This window comes from Streptomyces sp. NPDC047014 (assembly GCF_040644195.1).
Lineage (GTDB): Bacteria > Actinomycetota > Actinomycetes > Streptomycetales > Streptomycetaceae > Streptomyces.
In genome coordinates this window covers 1-15,988 of the sequence record NZ_JBEYVX010000116.1, presented here as the reverse complement: position 1 = coordinate 15,988, position 15,988 = coordinate 1, and the positions used below count along the sequence as shown (strand labels likewise).

Sequence of the window (15,988 nt, the reverse complement as noted above, 5' to 3'; positions counted from 1 at the left end):
CCGGGCCGGTGGGGCTCGCCCGGCCGGGTCCTGGGCATGGCCGGGGCCGCCGTCCTCGTGGCGGGGCTCGCGGTGGTGCTCGCCGTCCGGCTGATCCCCGACGGGGACACCGGCCGCAAGGAGGACCGCGCCGCCACCGGAACCACCGCGTCCCCGGCGGCCGGGGCCTCCGCCGAGCCGGGGGCGCTGCCCGCGGCCTGGGTGGGTACCTGGTCGGGCACCGGGCCCGGGACACCGGACGCGGACGGGATCACCCGGGCGCGGACGGGCCCGTTCGCCGTCACCGTGACCCTGAACGCGGGCACGGTGGGCGAGCTGGTGGGCCGTCAGGTGAGCGATGTGAAGGAACTGCTCACGGGGCGCAACCTGGGGTGTACGGAGGCCCTGAAACTCAGTCAACTCCGTGGCAGCACCGCCATTTTCGAGGCTGTGACGAGCCATCCCACCGACCAGCGGTTCGTCTTCGACTGCCCGCGCGGCAACCTCTATGTGCTGACCATGGCCGAGCCGGGGCGGGTGACCCTGGAATCGGAGGGAGCGCAGTCCGCGGGCGCCCCGTCCACCCTGACCCGAAGCCCCTGACCCGAAGGCCCGAAGCCCCTGAGGCGCAGGGGGCGGAGCACCGCCGATGGTGTCAGGCTGGGAGAAGAGATCCCCTCCTCGTCCCTTCGGAGGCGAACCATGGCCCGTACAGCGAAAGGTCTTCCGGCGCGCGGTCTTCCGACCCGCCGTCGGCGTGTACTCGTAGCGGCGTCCGTACTGCTCGGAGTCGCCCTGCCCCTGTCGCTCCCCGCCGCCGGGGCCAGTGCCGCCCCCGCGGCCGCCGCGTCGGACACGGCCGCCGCCGCGCCCGCGCCGCCCTGCCGGGCCGGCCAGCTCGCGCCGGGCGGAGCCCAGCGGGTCGGGGCGAACGGCTTCCGGATCACCGTGGTCAACGAGAGCTCGCGGCCCTGCGTCCTGACCGGGCGTCCCACCTTCGCCCTCGCCGGCCAGGGTGCCCCCGGCCGGGGCAAGGCCCTCGCGGTGTCCGTGCAGGGCGCGGCCCGGCCGGTCCTGCTCGCGCCCGGGGCGGCGGCGGAGACCCGTATCACCTTCACCCCCGTACTGGGTGAGGCCGACGGCTACTGCGCCTCGGGGGCCGAGCCCTTCGCCGCGCCGTCGATGGTCGTCGGTGCGGCCGGTGCCCGCCTCCAGCTGGCTCCCGACGACGGCGGCGACTTCGCGCTGTGCGGGACCGGCGTGCGCGCCACGGCCTTCCGGGCCGCCTCCTGACCCGTCGGGCGGGTGCGGTCCGGGGCGCTGTGACTCCGCCCACCCTCCCTTGACCAGCCAGGGAAGGCTTACCTAAGTTCGTGGCATGGCTTCCCGTGACCCGATCCCCACCCCCGCCTCCGACCCCTCCGGGGCCGGACTGGTCGACTTCACCGTCGACCTCACCTCGCAGGAGGTGCTGCGGCGCGCCCAGGTGATGGAGGCCATCGGTCCCGACTGGGACCCGGTGGAGGTGCTGCTCGGCGAGGAGGCCGCCTACGACCTGCTGTACTCCGGGCTCGACGCCGAACAGCAGCGCCTCTACGACAGCCTGGTGGCCTCCGGGGTCCTGCCCGCGCGGGGAGACGGCCTTGCTGCCTCTTGATCCGCAGGCCGATCCGGGCCGCCGCGCCTGGATCCCCTGCCCGCGCTGCGAGGACAGCAGTGACTGCGAACCGTGCGGACAGCGGCGTACCTGCTCCGCGCACTGGCGCTACCTGCTCACCAACACCGGCAGCCTCCTGCACCTCCAGTGCCCCGGCTGCACCCACGTATGGGTCCACGAGTCGGGCTTCGGCGCGACCCGCTCCGTGTGGAACGGCCTGAGCGGAGCACATCCCCACCACTGATCTCCGGTGTGGTGCCGAGCGGTGACGATTTGTGGCGCTAATGTCACTAGTCATACCTTTTGGCACTAGGTCTGGGGACGTGCGTGCGTCGACTCACCCTTGCCCTCACCCTGCTCGCCGTCGTCTCGGCGGGCGTCTGCTCCGGGGCCCCTGCGGTCTCGGCCGCCTCCGGCCCGGCCGCCGGAGGACTCAGCCGGGGCACCAATGTCCTCGTGGTGGGCATCGACAGCCGCGCGGGCCTGTCGGCGGCGGAAAAACGGCGCCTGCACGTGGGCGGCAAGGGCTGCAACTGCACCGACGTGATGATGCTCGTCCACCTCTCGCAGGACCGCCGGCGGGCGAGCGTGGTCTCCATCCCGCGCGACTCCTACGTCGAGTACGCGAGCCCCGCACCGGCACCAGAAGCGCCTGGTGCCCCGGCCGAGCCGCGCAAGGGGAAGATCAACGGAGCGTACGCCCTCGGCGGCGGCCCCCTGACCGTACGGACCGTGGAGAAGGCGACCGGACTGCGGGTGGACCACTACCTGGAGACCGACTTCGCCGGCTTCGAGAAGACCGTCGACCGCCTCGGCGGCGCCACCGTCTGCACCGACCGACCGCTCAAGGACGAGAACTCCGGCCTGGACATCGCCGCCGGAGTCCACCGCACCGACGGCAACCAGACCCTGCGCTACGTCCGCGCCCGCCACGTCAACCTCCGCCCCGGGGACCTCGGCCGGGTGCGCCGCCAGCAGCGCACCGTCAACGACCTGCTCGCCCGGCTGACCGTCGAGGGCGCCCTGTCGAACCCCACCCGTACCGCCCGCACGGCCCGCACCCTCCTGGAATCCGTCCGGACCGACGCGCGCACCAGCCTCTACGACCTCATCGGCATCGGGCTCGCGCTCGGCCGTCTGCGGGCGGAGAACACCGAGTTCGCGACCGTCCCCATCCGGCTGTTCGACCACCGGGTGCCGGGCGTCGGTTCGACCCTCGTGTGGGACGAGCCCCGCTCGGCCGCCCTCTGGCAGGCGCTGCGCACCGACCGGCCCCTCACCGGCGACACCCGCATCCAGCCGGTCGCGCAGACACCGGCGCCGACCGACCCCGCCCGGATCCCGGTCGCGGTGGACGACGCCACCGTGGCCGACGCGCTGCGGGCGGGCGGCTTCGCCGTCACCGACACCCCGGCCTCGGCCCCCGCCGCGCGCCCCGCCGGCGGGCCGGTCATCGGGTACCCGGCCGGCCGCGAGGAGGACGCGGACACCCTCGCCGCCGCCCTGCCCGGAGCGCGGGTGCGGGCCCTGCCCACCGGGGCGACCTCCTTCACCGTGACGGTGGGGACCGACCCGGTCGAAGTACGTACCGTCACCTACGACCGCAATATCGCCGACGGCGCCCCGGTGACCGCCGATGTCCTGCGATGCCCGGACATCCCACCCCGGATCCTCGACGCTTCCCGGCCCTGACCGGGCCCGCGCCCAACACCCGCGAGAGCGCTCCCGATTCCGGGGCGAATGAACCCGCGGGACCGGGGCACCCGCAGTTCGGGCGGCAGACGAAGCCGCCGAGCAGGGCAGTACCACGTACGGCAGAAGGACGAACGGCAGGGGACCCGGTCCCGTGTCGCGGGTCCGTTGACCGGAGGAGATGTTTCGCGTGACTGAGCAGGTGTGGAGCTACAAGTCCACCTCGGGCCACCTGGCCGGTACCGATCTGGTCGGCTACGAGGTCGAGGCCACCGACGGGAGCATCGGCAAGGTCGACAAGCACTCCGACGAGGTCGGTGACGCCTACCTGGTCGTGGACACCGGGCCCTGGATCTTCGGCAAGGAGGTCCTGATGCCGGCGAGCACCGTCGTCGGCGTCGACCCCGACGACCGGAAGATCTTCGTCGACCGGACCAAGGACCAGATCAAGGACGCCCCCGAGTTCCACCGCGACCGGCACCTCGACGACGGCCGCTACCGCGAGGAACTGGGCTCCTACTACACCGTCGGCGGCGGCCTCCCCATCGGACTCCCGCCCGCCTGACCCGACACCGCCGTTGCCCGGTCACGGCGCCGAACACCCCGGCGGACACCACAGATCCGCCTCATCCCACCAAGAAAGCGAGAACACCGTGATACTCATCGGACTCATCCTCCTGCTCGCCGGCTTCCTGACCGGGATCTCCATCCTCTGGACCATCGGCGCCATCCTGCTCGTGGTCGGCGCGGTCCTGTGGATCCTCGGCTCGGTGGGCCACGCCGTCGGTGGTCGTCGCCACTACTGGTAATCCCCCGCTCCCGGGGTACGGGCGCCGCGCGGAGTCGGGCCGCGCGGCGCCCGACCTGTGCCCGGCCCGCCCGATCCCCTGACCGGCCCCCTGACCGGAACCGGAGCAGTCGATGCGCCTCTACGCCCAGACCCCGGCACGGCGGAACCGCCAGATCCTGGCGGACCTGATCGCCCTGGCCCTCATCGCCGCCGCGGTGTGGTTCGCCCTGGCCGTGCACAGCACGATCATGCTGCTGGCCGAGCCGGGGCGGCGCGTGGAGAGCTCCGGCGACGGACTCTCCCGCGCCCTCGGGGACGCCGGGGAGAAAGCCTCCGACGTACCGCTCGTCGGCGGCGTCCTGAAGAAGCCCTTCCAGTCCGCCGCCGACGCCGGCGCCGGACTCGCCGACGCCGGACAGTCCCTCCAGGACACCGTCGGCCAGGTGGCCACCCTCACGGCCATCGCCCTGATCGTCTTCCCCGTGGTCTTCATCCTGCTGCTGTGGCTGCCCCTGCGCCTGCGCTGGATCCGCCGCAGCGCGGCCGTCCGCCGGCTGCGCGACGCGCCCGGCGGCGCCGATCTGCTCGCGCTGCGCGCCCTCACCGGACCGCTCGCCGACCTCTCCACGATCCCGGCCCCGCCCGGTGGCCTCGCCGACGCCTGGCGCAGGGGCGACCCCCAGGCCGTCTCCGACCTGGCGGGGCTCACGCTCCGGAGGGCGGGGCTGCGGCCCTGAGCCGCGGCGGAGGGGCGCCGTACCGTCAGATCCAGCCGTTGCGGGCCGCGTAGAGGGCCATCTGGAAGCGGGTCATCGATCCGGCCCGGGTGTTGATCGCCTCCACGTGGCGCGACAGCGTCCGGCGGCTGACCCCCAGGAGTTCCGCGATGGTGTCGTCCGTGACCCCGGTCGCCAGCAGCTCCAGGATCCGCCGGTGGACCGGCTGGAGACTGCACGGCACCCGGTCGTTCAGATGCATCGGCAGCGCCGCCCGCCACGAGGTCTCGAACAGCCCCGCGAGCGCCGACAGCAGGCTGGACGGGTGGACCAGCAGCAGATAGTCCTTGACCTCGGATTCGACGAAGGACATCGACACGATCGCCAGGCGCTGGTCGTAGATGGTGAGTTTCACCGGAACCGTGGGCAGGACCCTCGCCTGTTCGCCCGCGGCTATGCAGGGCTGGATGTTGATGCTGTAGTAGTCCGCGTTCTGCACGGCCGATTTGGAGTAGACCACTCGGTACTCCACGCCCTTTCCGAGCTTCTCGATCTCGGTCGGGTTGGCGGTGGCGTGCGTGTGATAGGGCGGCGAGTCGAAACGCAGCAATTGGAATTCGACGGCGTCTTCGAAGTTCCAGATGCGCTCGGCGACATGCGGCCCTCTGATGACCTCCACCAGATCGTCGCTCTCCTGCGGGGCCAGGGAACGGCGGTATCCGCGATACGCCTGCTTGGCCGCCTGATGCGCCTGGTGGACCTCGGCCGCCCGCGTGTGGGCCATGCATTCCAGTGCGATCGACGGCTCGACCGGTACGTGCTCGCAGCCGCCCGTCCCGCTCTCCATGACGGTGATGAGGCCCAGCCTGCGCAGGTGAGCGAGGTGCCGGTCCAGGACATGGTCCTTGAACGGGAGGCTGTTGCGGTGCCCGCCGCGCTGGCGGCCGATCTTCCGCGCCAGGCTTTCGGTGGTGCTGGATCCGGTGCCGAGCAGGGTGACATAGATGTCCGCTTGTATGCGGGAAAGACCGAGACGGCACAAGTGCGGTCGTATATCTTCGTCGGGCATCGAACATCCCCTGTGAGTACGAACTGGCCCGACATCGTTACACGTTGGAGATCTCGAAGCAAAGAATTCACCCGGCCCCGCCGGCCCCGCAGGCCCCCGGAATCCCGGCCGTCCCAGGGGTCCGAAACGGCACATGAGGAGCAGGGGAGTAAGAGCACGCGCCCTTTGGCGCCACCGGCCAGGGGTGGCCACCGTTGAGAGGCCCGGGGGAGTAGACCGGTCCTGCCCCGGAACCACCGGGGTCCGGAATACCCCCTCCACGGAGCTCCCTTTGTCCTTTCACATCCTCCGCCCGTCCTACCGGGCGATCAGCGTCGCCGTGGCCACCGCGACGGCCGCCGCCGCGCTCGGCATCGCCGTCGATCCCGCCGGGGCCGGGCCCGCTACCGGCAGCGTACGGACCGCCGCCGAGCCGATCCCGGGCCGCTATCTGGTGGTCCTCAAGGACCTGCCCGCCTCGGCGGCACCCGACGCCGAGCGGGAGGCCGCCCGCGGCGCCCGCCTCTACGGGGTCACCGTGCACACCGTGTTCAGTACGGCCCTGCGGGGCTACGCCGCCGGGATGACGGAGGCTCAGGCGGCGAAGGTGGCCGCCGATCCCGCGGTGGCCTACGTACAGCAGGACGGGCTGCATAGCGTGTCGGGGAGTCAGGCCGATCCGCCGTGGGGTCTGGACCGGATCGACCAGCGTGATCTGCCGCTGGACAAGAAGTACACGGCTGCCGAGACGGCCTCCAATGTCACCGTGTACTTGCTGGACAGTGGTCTGCGTACGAGCCATGAGCAGTTCCAGGGCCGGGCCGCCATCGGGGTGGACAAGGTGGGGGACGGCCGTAACGGGGCGGACTGCACCGGGCACGGTACGCATGTGGCCGGGACGGTGGGTGGTAAGGACTTCGGTGTGGCCAAGGGGGCGAAGTTGGTGTCCGTGCGTGTCACGGACTGCCGGGACCGGGCTTCCACCTCGGCGATCATCGCCGCGGCGGACTGGATCACGGCCAATGCCGTGAAGCCCGCGGTGGTCAACATGAGCATCAACGGCGGCGGCAACTCCGCCGAGGACGAGGCCATCAAGCGGTCCATCGCCTCCGGTGTCACCTGGGTGGTGTCCTCGGGCAACGGCAACACCAACGCCTGCAACAACTCGCCCGGCCGGATCAGCGCCGCGATCGTGGTCAACAACTCCACGTCCGGTGACAGCCGCCGTTCGGACTCCAACTTCGGCCCGTGCACCGACCTGTTCGCCCCCGGTACGGGCGTCACCTCCGCCGGGAACCGGAGCGACAGCGCGAGTCGTCAGCTGTCCGGTACGTCGATGGCCGCGCCCCATGTCACGGGGGCCGCGGCCCTGTACCTGGCGAAGCACCCGGCCGCGACGCCGGCGGAGGTCCAGAGCGCGCTGATCACCGCCGCGACCCCCGGCAAGGTGCGCGGCGTCGGCAAGGACACCCCGAACCGGCTCCTCTACACCGGCGGTTCCTAACAGAGGAAGCGCGCGGACCTGCGCTTCGCCACGCCGCGTTCCTGCCCACCCGCGCCACTGGCGACCGTGAGCCACCGCCGCCCGCCGGCCGGGGATAGAACCGACCCCGGAACGCGGCGATCCGCACGATCCCGGCCGCCCGAACTGAGCCGCCCGGCTTGTCCCCACCGAGCCCCGGCTTGTCCCCAACCACCCCTCAGGGAGCAGACATGCACGAACCGGAACCCGTACGACGACGGCGCTACGGCAGGGCCCTGCTGATCGCAACCTCCATCGCGGGCCTCGTCGCCGGCGGCTTCATGGTCAACGCGTCCGCCGGCCAGGCCCCCGCCGACCAGGCGGCCTCCGGTGCCACCGCCGTGCCGCAACTCGCTGAACCCGAAGCCGATACAGCCACCGCCAAACTCAGCGGCACCGCCTCCCAGGCCGCCTCGGCCACGGAACGCCGCGTATGCGCCGACGGCGCGGCCTGGATGCGGCTGCGCTTCACCGACCTGAGCCTGCGCGGCGACGACAGCATCACCCTCGCCGGATCCTCCGGCGGCAGCTACACCCTCACCGCACGCAATGCCACGGGCAAGGAGTTCTACACCCGCGCGTTCAGCGGCGACTGCGTGACGGTGACCCCGAAGCTCACGCAGAGCGGCAGCAGCTATTCCATCGACGCCCACCAGTCGGGGAAGACCGCCCTGGCCAACGCCTCCGTCAAGGTCGCCGCGGTCGGAGACATCTGCGGCGAGGCGTGCAACCAGACCGCACCCCTGGTGAGCGCGATGGCACCGACGGCCGTGATCACGGCGGGCGACAACGCCTACGAGTCCGGCAAGCTCTCGGAGTTCAACGGCTCCTACGACAAGAACTGGGGCAAGTTCAACTCCATCGTGCACCCCGCCCCGGGCAACCACGAGTACAAGACCTCGGGCGCCAAGGGCTACTTCGACTACTACCAGGGCAAGGGCGTCACGACCGGCGACCGTGACAAGGGTTACTACAGCTTCGACGTCGGCGACTGGCACATGGTGTCGCTGAACTCCAACATCAGCGTGGGCGCCGGCAGCGCGCAGGAGAAGTGGCTGCGCGCGGATCTCGCGGCGAGCACCAAGCCCTGCACCATCGCGTACTGGCACCACGCCCGGTTCTCCTCCGGCGACCACGGCGACAGCGGCGGTACGGCCCCGCTGATGAAGGCGCTGACCGACTACAAGGCCGACGTGGCGGTCTGGGGACACGACCACCACTACGAGCGCTTCGCGCCCGCGATGTCCGACGGCACCAAGGACACCGCCAACGGCATACGGTCCTTCGTCCTCGGCACCGGCGGCCGCGCCCTCTACAGCAAGCGGAGCGGCACCTCGGGGCCGTCCGAGGTGTTCAACAACAACACCTACGGCGTCGGCCAGTTCGACCTGTCCGCCACCGGCTACGCGTTCACCTTCAAGCAGGTCTCCGGCCGTACCTTCACCGACTCGGTCAGCGGCACCTGCCACGCCAAGGGCAACGGCCCGGGCCCCGAGCCCACGCCCACCCCCACCCCCACGACGAAGCCCACCGCGACGGCCACCCCCACGGCCACGCCCACGCCGACGCCCACCGGTGGCCCGATCACCTCCGGCACGACGTACCAGTTCATCAACGCCAACTCCGGCAAGGCCCTGGACAGTCCCTCCAAGAACGGCGAGGACGGCTATCTGGTCCAGTGGACCGGCGGCAACTTCAACAACCAGAAATTCACCGCCACCAAGAACTCCGACGGCAGCTTCCAGCTCAAGGTGAAGAGCAACGGCCTGTGCCTCGGCGTCGGCGGAGCCTCCACCGAGGACGGAGCGGCCGTGCAGCAACGCACCTGCGGCTCGGCCGCCGACCAGAAGTGGAAGATCGCCACCTCCGGCGGGGGCCTCAGCCTGACCGCACAGCACAGCGGCAAGTGCCTGGACGTCACGGGCAGTTCCAAGGCCGACGGCGCCCGCATCGTCCAGACCACCTGTGACGCACGCGCCAGCCAGCAGTGGAAGGCCAACACCGCCGGCTGATACCCGCGCGCCCTCCCACCCCGCCCTGACCCCCTCCTCCGCCGGAGCGTCACGATGTACCTGTCACAGGCCAGAGCCACCGACCCGAGCCGCGACACCGCGGCCGAGGCCGCCCCCACCGCCCCCGCGACCCGCGGCGACACCGCGAGAGCGCGGGTGCCCGGCACCGTCCTGGCCCTGGGCCTGGTCAGCCTCGTCACCGACGCTTCGGCGGAGATGGTCACGGCCATCCTGCCGATGTACCTCATGTACGGACTGGGCGTCGGCTACCTCCAGCTCGGCGCGCTGGACAGCCTCCACACCGGCGCCACCGCCCTGTTCCGGATCGGCGGCGGATACGCCGCCGACCGGTTCGGGCACTCCAAGACCGTCGCCACCGCCGGATACGCCCTCTCCGCCCTCACCAAACTCGCCCTCCCCGCCGTGGGAACGGCCCCCGCCGTCGGCGCCCTCGTCACCGTCGACCGGATCGGCAAGGGCATCCGGACCGCGCCCCGCGACGCACTGATCACCGCCGCCGTCCCCGCGCCGGACCTGGGCCGCGCCTTCGGGATCCACCGCGCGATGGACACCTGCGGAGCCCTGCTCGGGCCCCTGATCGCCTTCGCCGTCCTCCTCGCCGTGCCCGGCGGGTACGACACGGCGTTCCTCGTCAGCTTCTGCCTCGCCGCCGCCGGGGTCGTGGTCATCGTGGCCTTCGTCCGCCGCGACCCCCGCCCCACCGCCCGCGAACGCGCCCTCGGACTGCGCGCCCGCCTCGGCTCCCTGCGTACCCCGGCCATCCGCCGCTGCACGCTGGCCGCCGCGCTGCTCGGGCTGCTCACCGTAGGGGACATGTCCTTCTACGTCGGCCTGCAACGCCAGCTCGACGTCCCGGCCGGCACCCTCCCGCTGCTGCCCATCGGCACGGCGCTCGTCTTCATGACGGCGGCGGTGCCCGTCGGGGTCCTCGCCGACCGCATCGGCCGGTGGCCGCTGTTCCTCTGCGGGCACGTGGCCGCGTTCGGCGCGTACCTCTTCCTCTGGCTGGTCCCCTTCACCGGCTGGGCGGCCACCGCCCTCGTCCTCGTCCTGTACGGCCTCTTCTACGCGGCCACCGACGGGGTCCTCATGGCGCACATCGCGCCGCTCCTGCCCCAGCCGGCCCGGACCACGGGCCTGGCCGTCGTCCAGACCGCGCAGTCCCTCGCCCGGGCCGGCGGAGCACTCGCCTTCGGCGCCACCGCCGCCTTCGGCGGGCTCGGAACGGCCTTCGCCGCCTTCGGCTGCCTCTCCCTTGCCGCGCTCGCCGGCGCCCGCCTCATCCACCGACCCGGGAAGGACTCATGAACACCCTCCGCACCGCGAGCGCGACCGCCCTGATCGTCGCCCTGCTCGGCTCCGCCGCGGCCACCGTCGCCTGGCGGGGCGCCGCGGCCGCACCGGACGCCGGCAGCCTACGCCTGGCCGTACCGGACACCCTGGTCGTGGTCGACGCCAAGGGCACCCGGGTCCACCAGAAGACCCGGCAGGGCGAGGAACTGGCCACCGGCCCGGACTGCCGCCGGGCCGCCACGGCCGCCGGGACGATGATCTGCCTGCGGGGCCTGCCCGGCCCGTTCTCCTCGGAGGTCCGCGTCTACCGGCCGGGCAAGCCCGAACCGGAGGTCACCCTGCCGGTGTGGGGCAACCCGAGCCGGGCCCGGGTCTCGCCGTCGGGGCACCTGGTGGCCTGGACGGTCTTCCGCTCCGGGGACTCGTACGTCGCCTCCGGGGCCTTCTCCACCACCGCCGGGATCTACGACCTGCGCAACGGCAACCACTACGGCTCGCTGGAGGACTTCGGCGTCGAGGTCGACGGCGACCGCACCCCGCCGGACGACCGGAACTTCTGGGGCATCACCTTCGCCGCCGACGACCGGACCTTCTACGCCACGATGTCCTCGAAGGGCACCACCCACCTCATGCGCGGCGACCTCACCACGCGCGAGCTGACGGCGCTGCGGACCAATGTGGAATGCCCGTCGCTCTCGCCCGACGAGACGCGCGTCGCGTACAAGAAGCGGGTCGGCGCGGACTGGCGGCTGCACGTACTGAACCTGGCGACGGGCGAGGACACCGCCCTCGCCTCCCCCGCCGGAATCGACGACCAGGCCGCCTGGCTGGACGACAGCACCGTCGCCTACGGCAGGACGGAAGGCGGCAAGCCGTACGTCTACGCGGTCCCGGCGGACGGGTCGGGGACACCGGCGCGGCTGATGGAGGGCAGCTCCCCGTCCCTGACGACCACCGAACGCTGAGGGGGCCGGGCCGTGCCCGCCGCCGACCAGCCTGTGAGGAGCAGCCGAGCATGCATACGTACCCCCTGACGCCCCTGACGCCGCTGATGACCTCGACGTCCGCGACGAGAACGCGCAGTGCCCCTGCCCTGGTGGTCCACCCGCTGCCACCTCGCGCCGAGGGGTGCGCGGCGCGGTACTCCGACCATGCCGCCGGGACGCCGGACTTCGGAGCCCTTTTCGCCACGCGGCACTGCCCGTGCGAGGGCGGCGCGCGGGGCGCCGTATGGCAGCTCACGCCACGTACCGCGCACCTGCTCCACACGGCGCTGGTGGTGCTCGCGGACCAGGCGTACGAGGACGCGCAGCACCTCGGGGACCGGTTCCTGCCGGATGCGGGCCCCGGGGCGCTGGAGGCCCTGGACCGCCTGCCCTCGCTCACCTGGATGGCGGACCACGGCTGGCGCAGGCGGATGGCCCGTGCCTTCGACGACCTCGCGGAGGACCTGACCGCCGGCCTCCGGCCCGTCCCCACCTGCCCCGCGGAGGAGGCGGCACTCCGTCTGGCGGCTCCCCGGCCGGGGTCGTGGCACTCCCCCACCCGGCGGCTGAGCAGCGCCGCCCAGTGGTAGTCGGCCTCGTACATTGGGAGGCTGTGGTGGTCGTCGGTCGCGTGCAGGTCCTGCTGGTGGGCGGGGGCGTCCTCCACGGCCGCCTGGTTCACCCCGTACGACGCCCGGACCGCCCGGGACCCGCTCCGGGGCTTCCGGCGGTAGCCGCGAGGAGGGGCCGGGCGGCTCGGCCCGGCCCCTCGGCGCCCTCGGCGTGTCGTACGAGTCGCCCTAGTAGACGAGCTTGTAGGTGACGTCCCTCGCGACCGGCGCGGGCACGGTGTCCGTGTACAGGAGCCGGATCTGCGAGAACTGGTGGGTGTTGGCACGGTCGGGCCACGGCTGGGGCTTGCTCAGCGTCACCTCGACGGGATACGAGCGGAAGCGGCCCGCCGCGCAATTGGGACGGCAGTCGTTGACCAGGTCGGTCCCGGTCGCCGTGGCGGTGTTCGGGCCCCAGGTCTTCCAGTCCAGGTCGACCAGCTGATTGTTGCCGTCGCCGCAGGCGAGGATGTACTCGTCGGGCCGCGTCTGGGGCTGCTGGAAGCAGTCGACGACGACGAGCCGCGGGGCGGGCATCGGGACGGTGGCCGCGGCCTGTGCGGCGGCGGGCACGCTCGTGCCCACCGCGAGCGCGGCGGCCGCGCAGAACAGGCCGGCGGTGCGTATACGACGGCGTACTCGTGCGTGCGGGGTCGGATGGGCCGGACCGGTCGGGTCCGTCGTGGCGGCCGCGCCGGCCGTGTCGGGAGTGTCCACAGGTGGTGCCTCCTGCCTACTGCCTTCGGCCGCGCCAAGGCGTGTGGGCGAGGCCAAGCCCAGCTTCTCCGATGGGCGACGGGTGTGCACCCGGTGGGGGTGCCGGGCCGCCGGGCGGCCGGTGCGGAGCGCCCGACCGCGGGGCGGCTGCGTGGCTTCGCGGCGTCCTGGGGTCAGCCGCTGCACTCGGTGACTTCGCCGCCCTGGCGGACGGTGTAGTGGCCGGGCGGCACGTCCGAGACCTGGAAGCCGCCGCTCTGGCCGATCTCGGCCGTCCCGCCGTACCCGGCCGTGCCGTAGATGTAGGCGGGACCCTGGGTGAAGCCGCCGCCGGAGAGGTTCACCTTGCCGTTGGGCAGGACACCGGAGGTGGAGCAGGTCGCGGTGGGTACGGCGGACGGCACGGCCGCCACGGGGGCCGCCAGCGCGGCCGGCGCGGCGATCAGCGAGGCGGCCGCGAACGAGGACAGGACACAGAGGCGTGTACGCCGGTTCATGGGGGTTCCCTTCCCGGGAAAACGGGGAAGCCGCAGCGGCCCTCGACCGGCCGGCGCGCCGCGCGTACCCCTGCGTACTCTCCTTCGCGCACGCGCGGAGGGAGACGGGACAGCGGGCTCGGGGCGGCCGGGTGCCATGTCCGCGGCCCTTCCATCGTCTCCCCGTCCGCCCACGGGGGCGACCGCAGTCCGCTGCGCCCGGCCCTCCCCGGCCCTCCCCGGTGGTGCACCGGCGGCGCACCGGGGAGGGCCGGGGGCGGGTCACTCGGCGATGTCGATGTGCATGTTGAACCGCACCCCGGCCACCTTCACCAGCAGATTGCCCTGCACCTTCCGCTTGGCCAGCGTGCCGCCCACGTTCCCCTTGCCCGCGGCGGCCTTGTCCTGCGGCGGGAAGCTGTGGAAGTCGCTGAACACCCCGCCCGTGGCCATGGGGGCCGCCTTGCCCCACTCCTCGCGCAGCTCCTCGTAGGCGTCGGGGTCCATCGGGGAACCGCCCAGCCCCAGGTTGACGCGCTCGCCGCCGATGTACGTCGCCGCGCACTGCTTGAGCACGGGCAGTACCAGCGAGTCCTTGAGCAGGTAGTGCGTGGCGACTTTCCCGAGCAGGTTGGCCGCGTCACCGTCGACCCTCTTCTTCCGGGCCTCCCGCGCCCCGGACTTGACCATCTCGTTGCGGTCGCTGTCGATGGCCTTGTACGCCTCGACGTACCCCTTGTCCTTGGTCCGGGCGATCCTGATCGTCGTGTCCCACGTCTCCTGCGGGATCCACTCGGGGTCGAAGCCGATGGAGTCGCAGTACTCCAGGAGGCTCTGGTGGGCGTCCTGGTCGTTCTCGGCGTACTTGGGCATGAACGGGTTTCCCCCTCCGTCGTGGTGACGGCGTACAACGTGCCACGGGGGCGGGAGGCTGTCATCCTGTTCCGCAGAGATCGTGAAAGTGGTTGCGTGGCGAGGCAGTTGGGGCCGCCTGCGGAGCCCTCCCGAGGCATCCGATCCGGACGTCCGTACGATCCCCGTACAACTCCACGTCGGACAGCGGTCATTGAGGTGGCCGGGCGGGACGCGGCCGCAGACGGGCGGCGACCACCGCGACATCGTCCTCGGCATGACGGGCGTCCAGGCCCGCGCAGACGGCGTCCACGACGGCGGCCGGCGGGGCCCCGACGGGCACGCGCAGGGAGGTGAGCCGGGCCAGCGAGACGTCGATGTCCTCGCCGCGGCGCTCGACCAGGCCGTCGGTGTAGAGCAGCAGGGTCTGGCCGGGGCCGATCGGCCGGGCGAGGGCTTCGTAGCCGCCGAGTCCGGTGCCGAGCGGCGGCCCGACGGGGACCTCCAGCAGGCTGCCGGTGCCGTCCACGTCGAACAGTACGGGCGGCAGGTGGCCCGCACCGGCGTAGACGGCGGTGCCGCGGGCGGGGTCGATCCGGGCGAGCAGGCAGGTGGCGGGGCGACGGCCCTCGTCGGCGGCGGACAGGGCGTCCATCTGGCGGAGCACGCGGTGCGGGGCGAGGTCGGTGGAGGCGATCTCGCGCAGCACGGCGCGGTAGGCGTTCATGTCGACGGCGGCGTCCAGGCCGTGGCCCATGACGTCCCCGACCACGAGCAGGGTCCGCCCGAAGTGCAGCCGTACCGTCTCGAACCAGTCCCCGCCGACGACGGCTCGCCCGCCGAGCGGCAGATACCGGCTGGCGACCTCCAGGTTGGGGTGGGGCCGCCCGGGCTCGGACACCAGCGCCCGCTGCAACTCGACGGCGGACCTCTCCACGGCGGCCAGCCGCCGCGCCCACCCGATGTGCACGCCGACGAGCCGCGCGACGAAGCGCAGGACGGCGCGGGCGTCGTCGTCGAAGGGGCCCCGGGCGCGGGCGGCGAGCACCTGCCCGACGACCTGGTCCCCGGCGCGGAGGGGGACTGCGGCGAGGTGGCTCGTCATCCCATCCGGCGCGGCGGTGGTCCGGAGCGGCGTTGTCGGGGCGGGGTCCGGCGCTGCGCGCAGCAGGACGGCATCGCCGGCCTCGGCCACCCGCTCGGGGGCGACGCCCGGCCCGCCGCCGAGCTCCACCGCGGCCGCGTCGCACACCGATCCCGCCAGGAAGACGGCCACCGCCCGGCATGCCTCGACCTCGTCGCGGGCCGCCGCGATGTGGTCGAAGGCTGCCTCCACGGTGCGCAGACGCCACTGCGACCCACCGCCCTGCCCGGACACCCTGCCCCCTTCGCCGGCACCGCTTTCGCGCTGGCCGTCGGTCGGCCGAGAAGGGCATTCCACCAGCCGCCGCCGCGCCCGAGCGGCAGGCGGCCGCGTGTCCCGGCCCGGCTAGCCCGTCCGTGCCGTCTGTGTGTCTGTGGGTGTCTGGGTTTATCGGGTGGTCCATCCGCCGTCGATGGTGAGGGTGGTGCCGATGATGTAGGTGGATTGGTGGGTGGTGAGGAAGAGGGCGGCT

17 protein-coding genes and 1 pseudogene are annotated in these 15,988 nt (G+C 72.6%); 13 read left to right on the top strand and 5 right to left on the bottom strand.

What is annotated here, in order from left to right; genetic code table 11:
• From ABZ873_RS31680 to ABZ873_RS31645, 8 genes and pseudogenes are all read left to right on the top strand, one after another.
• Positions 1-582 (top strand): annotated as a pseudogene (locus ABZ873_RS31680) (hypothetical protein); the annotation flags it as partial.
• A 99-nt stretch (positions 583-681) separates the two neighbouring features.
• Positions 682-1,272 (top strand): DUF4232 domain-containing protein, encoded by a 591-nt coding sequence (locus ABZ873_RS31675; RefSeq protein ID WP_360879450.1) that lies wholly within the window; start codon positions 682-684, stop codon positions 1,270-1,272.
• Between the two features lie 85 nt (positions 1,273-1,357).
• Positions 1,358-1,636 (top strand): DUF6400 family protein, encoded by a 279-nt coding sequence (locus ABZ873_RS31670; protein WP_360879447.1) that lies wholly within the window; start codon positions 1,358-1,360, stop codon positions 1,634-1,636.
• Positions 1,623-1,880: a hypothetical protein gene (locus ABZ873_RS31665; protein WP_360879445.1), complete on the top strand. Its 258-nt coding sequence runs from the start codon at positions 1,623-1,625 to the stop codon at positions 1,878-1,880. The genes ABZ873_RS31670 and ABZ873_RS31665 overlap by 14 nt, the downstream gene beginning before the upstream one ends.
• An 83-nt stretch (positions 1,881-1,963) precedes the next feature.
• On the top strand, positions 1,964-3,328 hold the full coding sequence (locus ABZ873_RS31660; protein WP_360879442.1) for an LCP family protein: 1,365 nt from the start codon (positions 1,964-1,966) through the stop codon (positions 3,326-3,328).
• Positions 3,329-3,518: 190 nt separating this feature from the next.
• The gene (locus ABZ873_RS31655) at positions 3,519-3,893 is read left to right on the top strand and encodes a PRC-barrel domain-containing protein (protein ID WP_360879439.1); all 375 of its coding nucleotides are present in this window, start codon (positions 3,519-3,521) and stop codon (positions 3,891-3,893) included.
• A gap of 88 nt (positions 3,894-3,981) precedes the next feature.
• Positions 3,982-4,137, top strand: coding sequence for a DUF6131 family protein (locus tag ABZ873_RS31650; protein ID WP_360879436.1), 156 nt, complete (start codon positions 3,982-3,984; stop codon positions 4,135-4,137).
• 112 nt (positions 4,138-4,249) lie between these two features.
• The gene (locus ABZ873_RS31645; protein ID WP_360879433.1) at positions 4,250-4,855 is read left to right on the top strand and encodes a hypothetical protein; all 606 of its coding nucleotides are present in this window, start codon (positions 4,250-4,252) and stop codon (positions 4,853-4,855) included.
• Positions 4,856-4,880: 25 nt separating this feature from the next.
• Here ABZ873_RS31645 and ABZ873_RS31640 read toward each other — a convergent pair whose 3' ends face one another.
• On the bottom strand, positions 4,881-5,903 hold the full coding sequence (locus tag ABZ873_RS31640) for a helix-turn-helix domain-containing protein (RefSeq protein ID WP_360879430.1): 1,023 nt from the start codon (positions 5,901-5,903) through the stop codon (positions 4,881-4,883).
• A 271-nt stretch (positions 5,904-6,174) separates the two neighbouring features.
• Here ABZ873_RS31640 and ABZ873_RS31635 point away from each other — a divergent pair, with 271 nt between their 5' ends.
• The 5 genes from ABZ873_RS31635 to ABZ873_RS31615 all read left to right on the top strand — a co-directional run bounded on the left by ABZ873_RS31635 (position 6,175) and on the right by ABZ873_RS31615 (position 12,306).
• Complete coding sequence (locus ABZ873_RS31635) at positions 6,175-7,386, top strand: S8 family peptidase (protein WP_360879427.1); 1,212 nt, start codon at positions 6,175-6,177, stop codon at positions 7,384-7,386.
• A 209-nt stretch (positions 7,387-7,595) separates the two neighbouring features.
• Positions 7,596-9,416, top strand: coding sequence for an RICIN domain-containing protein (locus ABZ873_RS31630; RefSeq protein WP_360879424.1), 1,821 nt, complete (start codon positions 7,596-7,598; stop codon positions 9,414-9,416).
• A gap of 54 nt (positions 9,417-9,470) precedes the next feature.
• Positions 9,471-10,745, top strand: coding sequence for an MFS transporter (locus ABZ873_RS31625; RefSeq protein ID WP_360879421.1), 1,275 nt, complete (start codon positions 9,471-9,473; stop codon positions 10,743-10,745).
• Complete coding sequence (locus ABZ873_RS31620; protein ID WP_360879418.1) at positions 10,742-11,695, top strand: hypothetical protein; 954 nt, start codon at positions 10,742-10,744, stop codon at positions 11,693-11,695. Before ABZ873_RS31625 ends, ABZ873_RS31620 begins: the two co-directional genes overlap by 4 nt.
• A gap of 50 nt (positions 11,696-11,745) precedes the next feature.
• Positions 11,746-12,306, top strand: a complete 561-nt coding sequence (locus tag ABZ873_RS31615) for a hypothetical protein (RefSeq protein WP_360879416.1) — start codon at positions 11,746-11,748, stop codon at positions 12,304-12,306.
• A gap of 210 nt (positions 12,307-12,516) precedes the next feature.
• On the opposite strand, the gene ABZ873_RS31610 is transcribed toward ABZ873_RS31615, so the two are convergent.
• From ABZ873_RS31610 to ABZ873_RS31595, 4 genes are all read right to left on the bottom strand, one after another.
• Positions 12,517-13,044, bottom strand: a complete 528-nt coding sequence (locus ABZ873_RS31610; protein WP_360879414.1) for a hypothetical protein — start codon at positions 13,042-13,044, stop codon at positions 12,517-12,519.
• A 173-nt stretch (positions 13,045-13,217) separates the two neighbouring features.
• A complete protein-coding gene (locus ABZ873_RS31605) occupies positions 13,218-13,541 on the bottom strand; it encodes a hypothetical protein (protein WP_360879411.1) in 324 nt (107 codons plus the stop codon).
• Positions 13,542-13,802: 261 nt separating this feature from the next.
• A complete protein-coding gene (locus tag ABZ873_RS31600) occupies positions 13,803-14,393 on the bottom strand; it encodes a hypothetical protein (RefSeq protein ID WP_360879409.1) in 591 nt (196 codons plus the stop codon).
• A gap of 190 nt (positions 14,394-14,583) precedes the next feature.
• Positions 14,584-15,750, bottom strand: coding sequence for a SpoIIE family protein phosphatase (locus ABZ873_RS31595; protein WP_360879406.1), 1,167 nt, complete (start codon positions 15,748-15,750; stop codon positions 14,584-14,586).
• Positions 15,751-15,988: the final 238 nt, after the last annotated feature.

Coding starts and splice junctions, on each gene's coding strand:
- ABZ873_RS31620 (WP_360879418.1), top strand. CDS start 10,742: ATGAACACCCTCCGCACCGCGAGCGCGACCGCCCTGATCGTCGCCCTG.
- ABZ873_RS31670 (WP_360879447.1), top strand. CDS start 1,358: ATGGCTTCCCGTGACCCGATCCCCACCCCCGCCTCCGACCCCTCCGGG.
- ABZ873_RS31675 (WP_360879450.1), top strand. CDS start 682: ATGGCCCGTACAGCGAAAGGTCTTCCGGCGCGCGGTCTTCCGACCCGC.
- ABZ873_RS31625 (WP_360879421.1), top strand. CDS start 9,471: ATGTACCTGTCACAGGCCAGAGCCACCGACCCGAGCCGCGACACCGCG.
- ABZ873_RS31605 (WP_360879411.1), bottom strand. CDS start 13,541: ATGAACCGGCGTACACGCCTCTGTGTCCTGTCCTCGTTCGCGGCCGCC.
- ABZ873_RS31640 (WP_360879430.1), bottom strand. CDS start 5,903: ATGCCCGACGAAGATATACGACCGCACTTGTGCCGTCTCGGTCTTTCC.
- ABZ873_RS31645 (WP_360879433.1), top strand. CDS start 4,250: ATGCGCCTCTACGCCCAGACCCCGGCACGGCGGAACCGCCAGATCCTG.
- ABZ873_RS31615 (WP_360879416.1), top strand. CDS start 11,746: ATGCATACGTACCCCCTGACGCCCCTGACGCCGCTGATGACCTCGACG.
- ABZ873_RS31600 (WP_360879409.1), bottom strand. CDS start 14,393: ATGCCCAAGTACGCCGAGAACGACCAGGACGCCCACCAGAGCCTCCTG.
- ABZ873_RS31630 (WP_360879424.1), top strand. CDS start 7,596: ATGCACGAACCGGAACCCGTACGACGACGGCGCTACGGCAGGGCCCTG.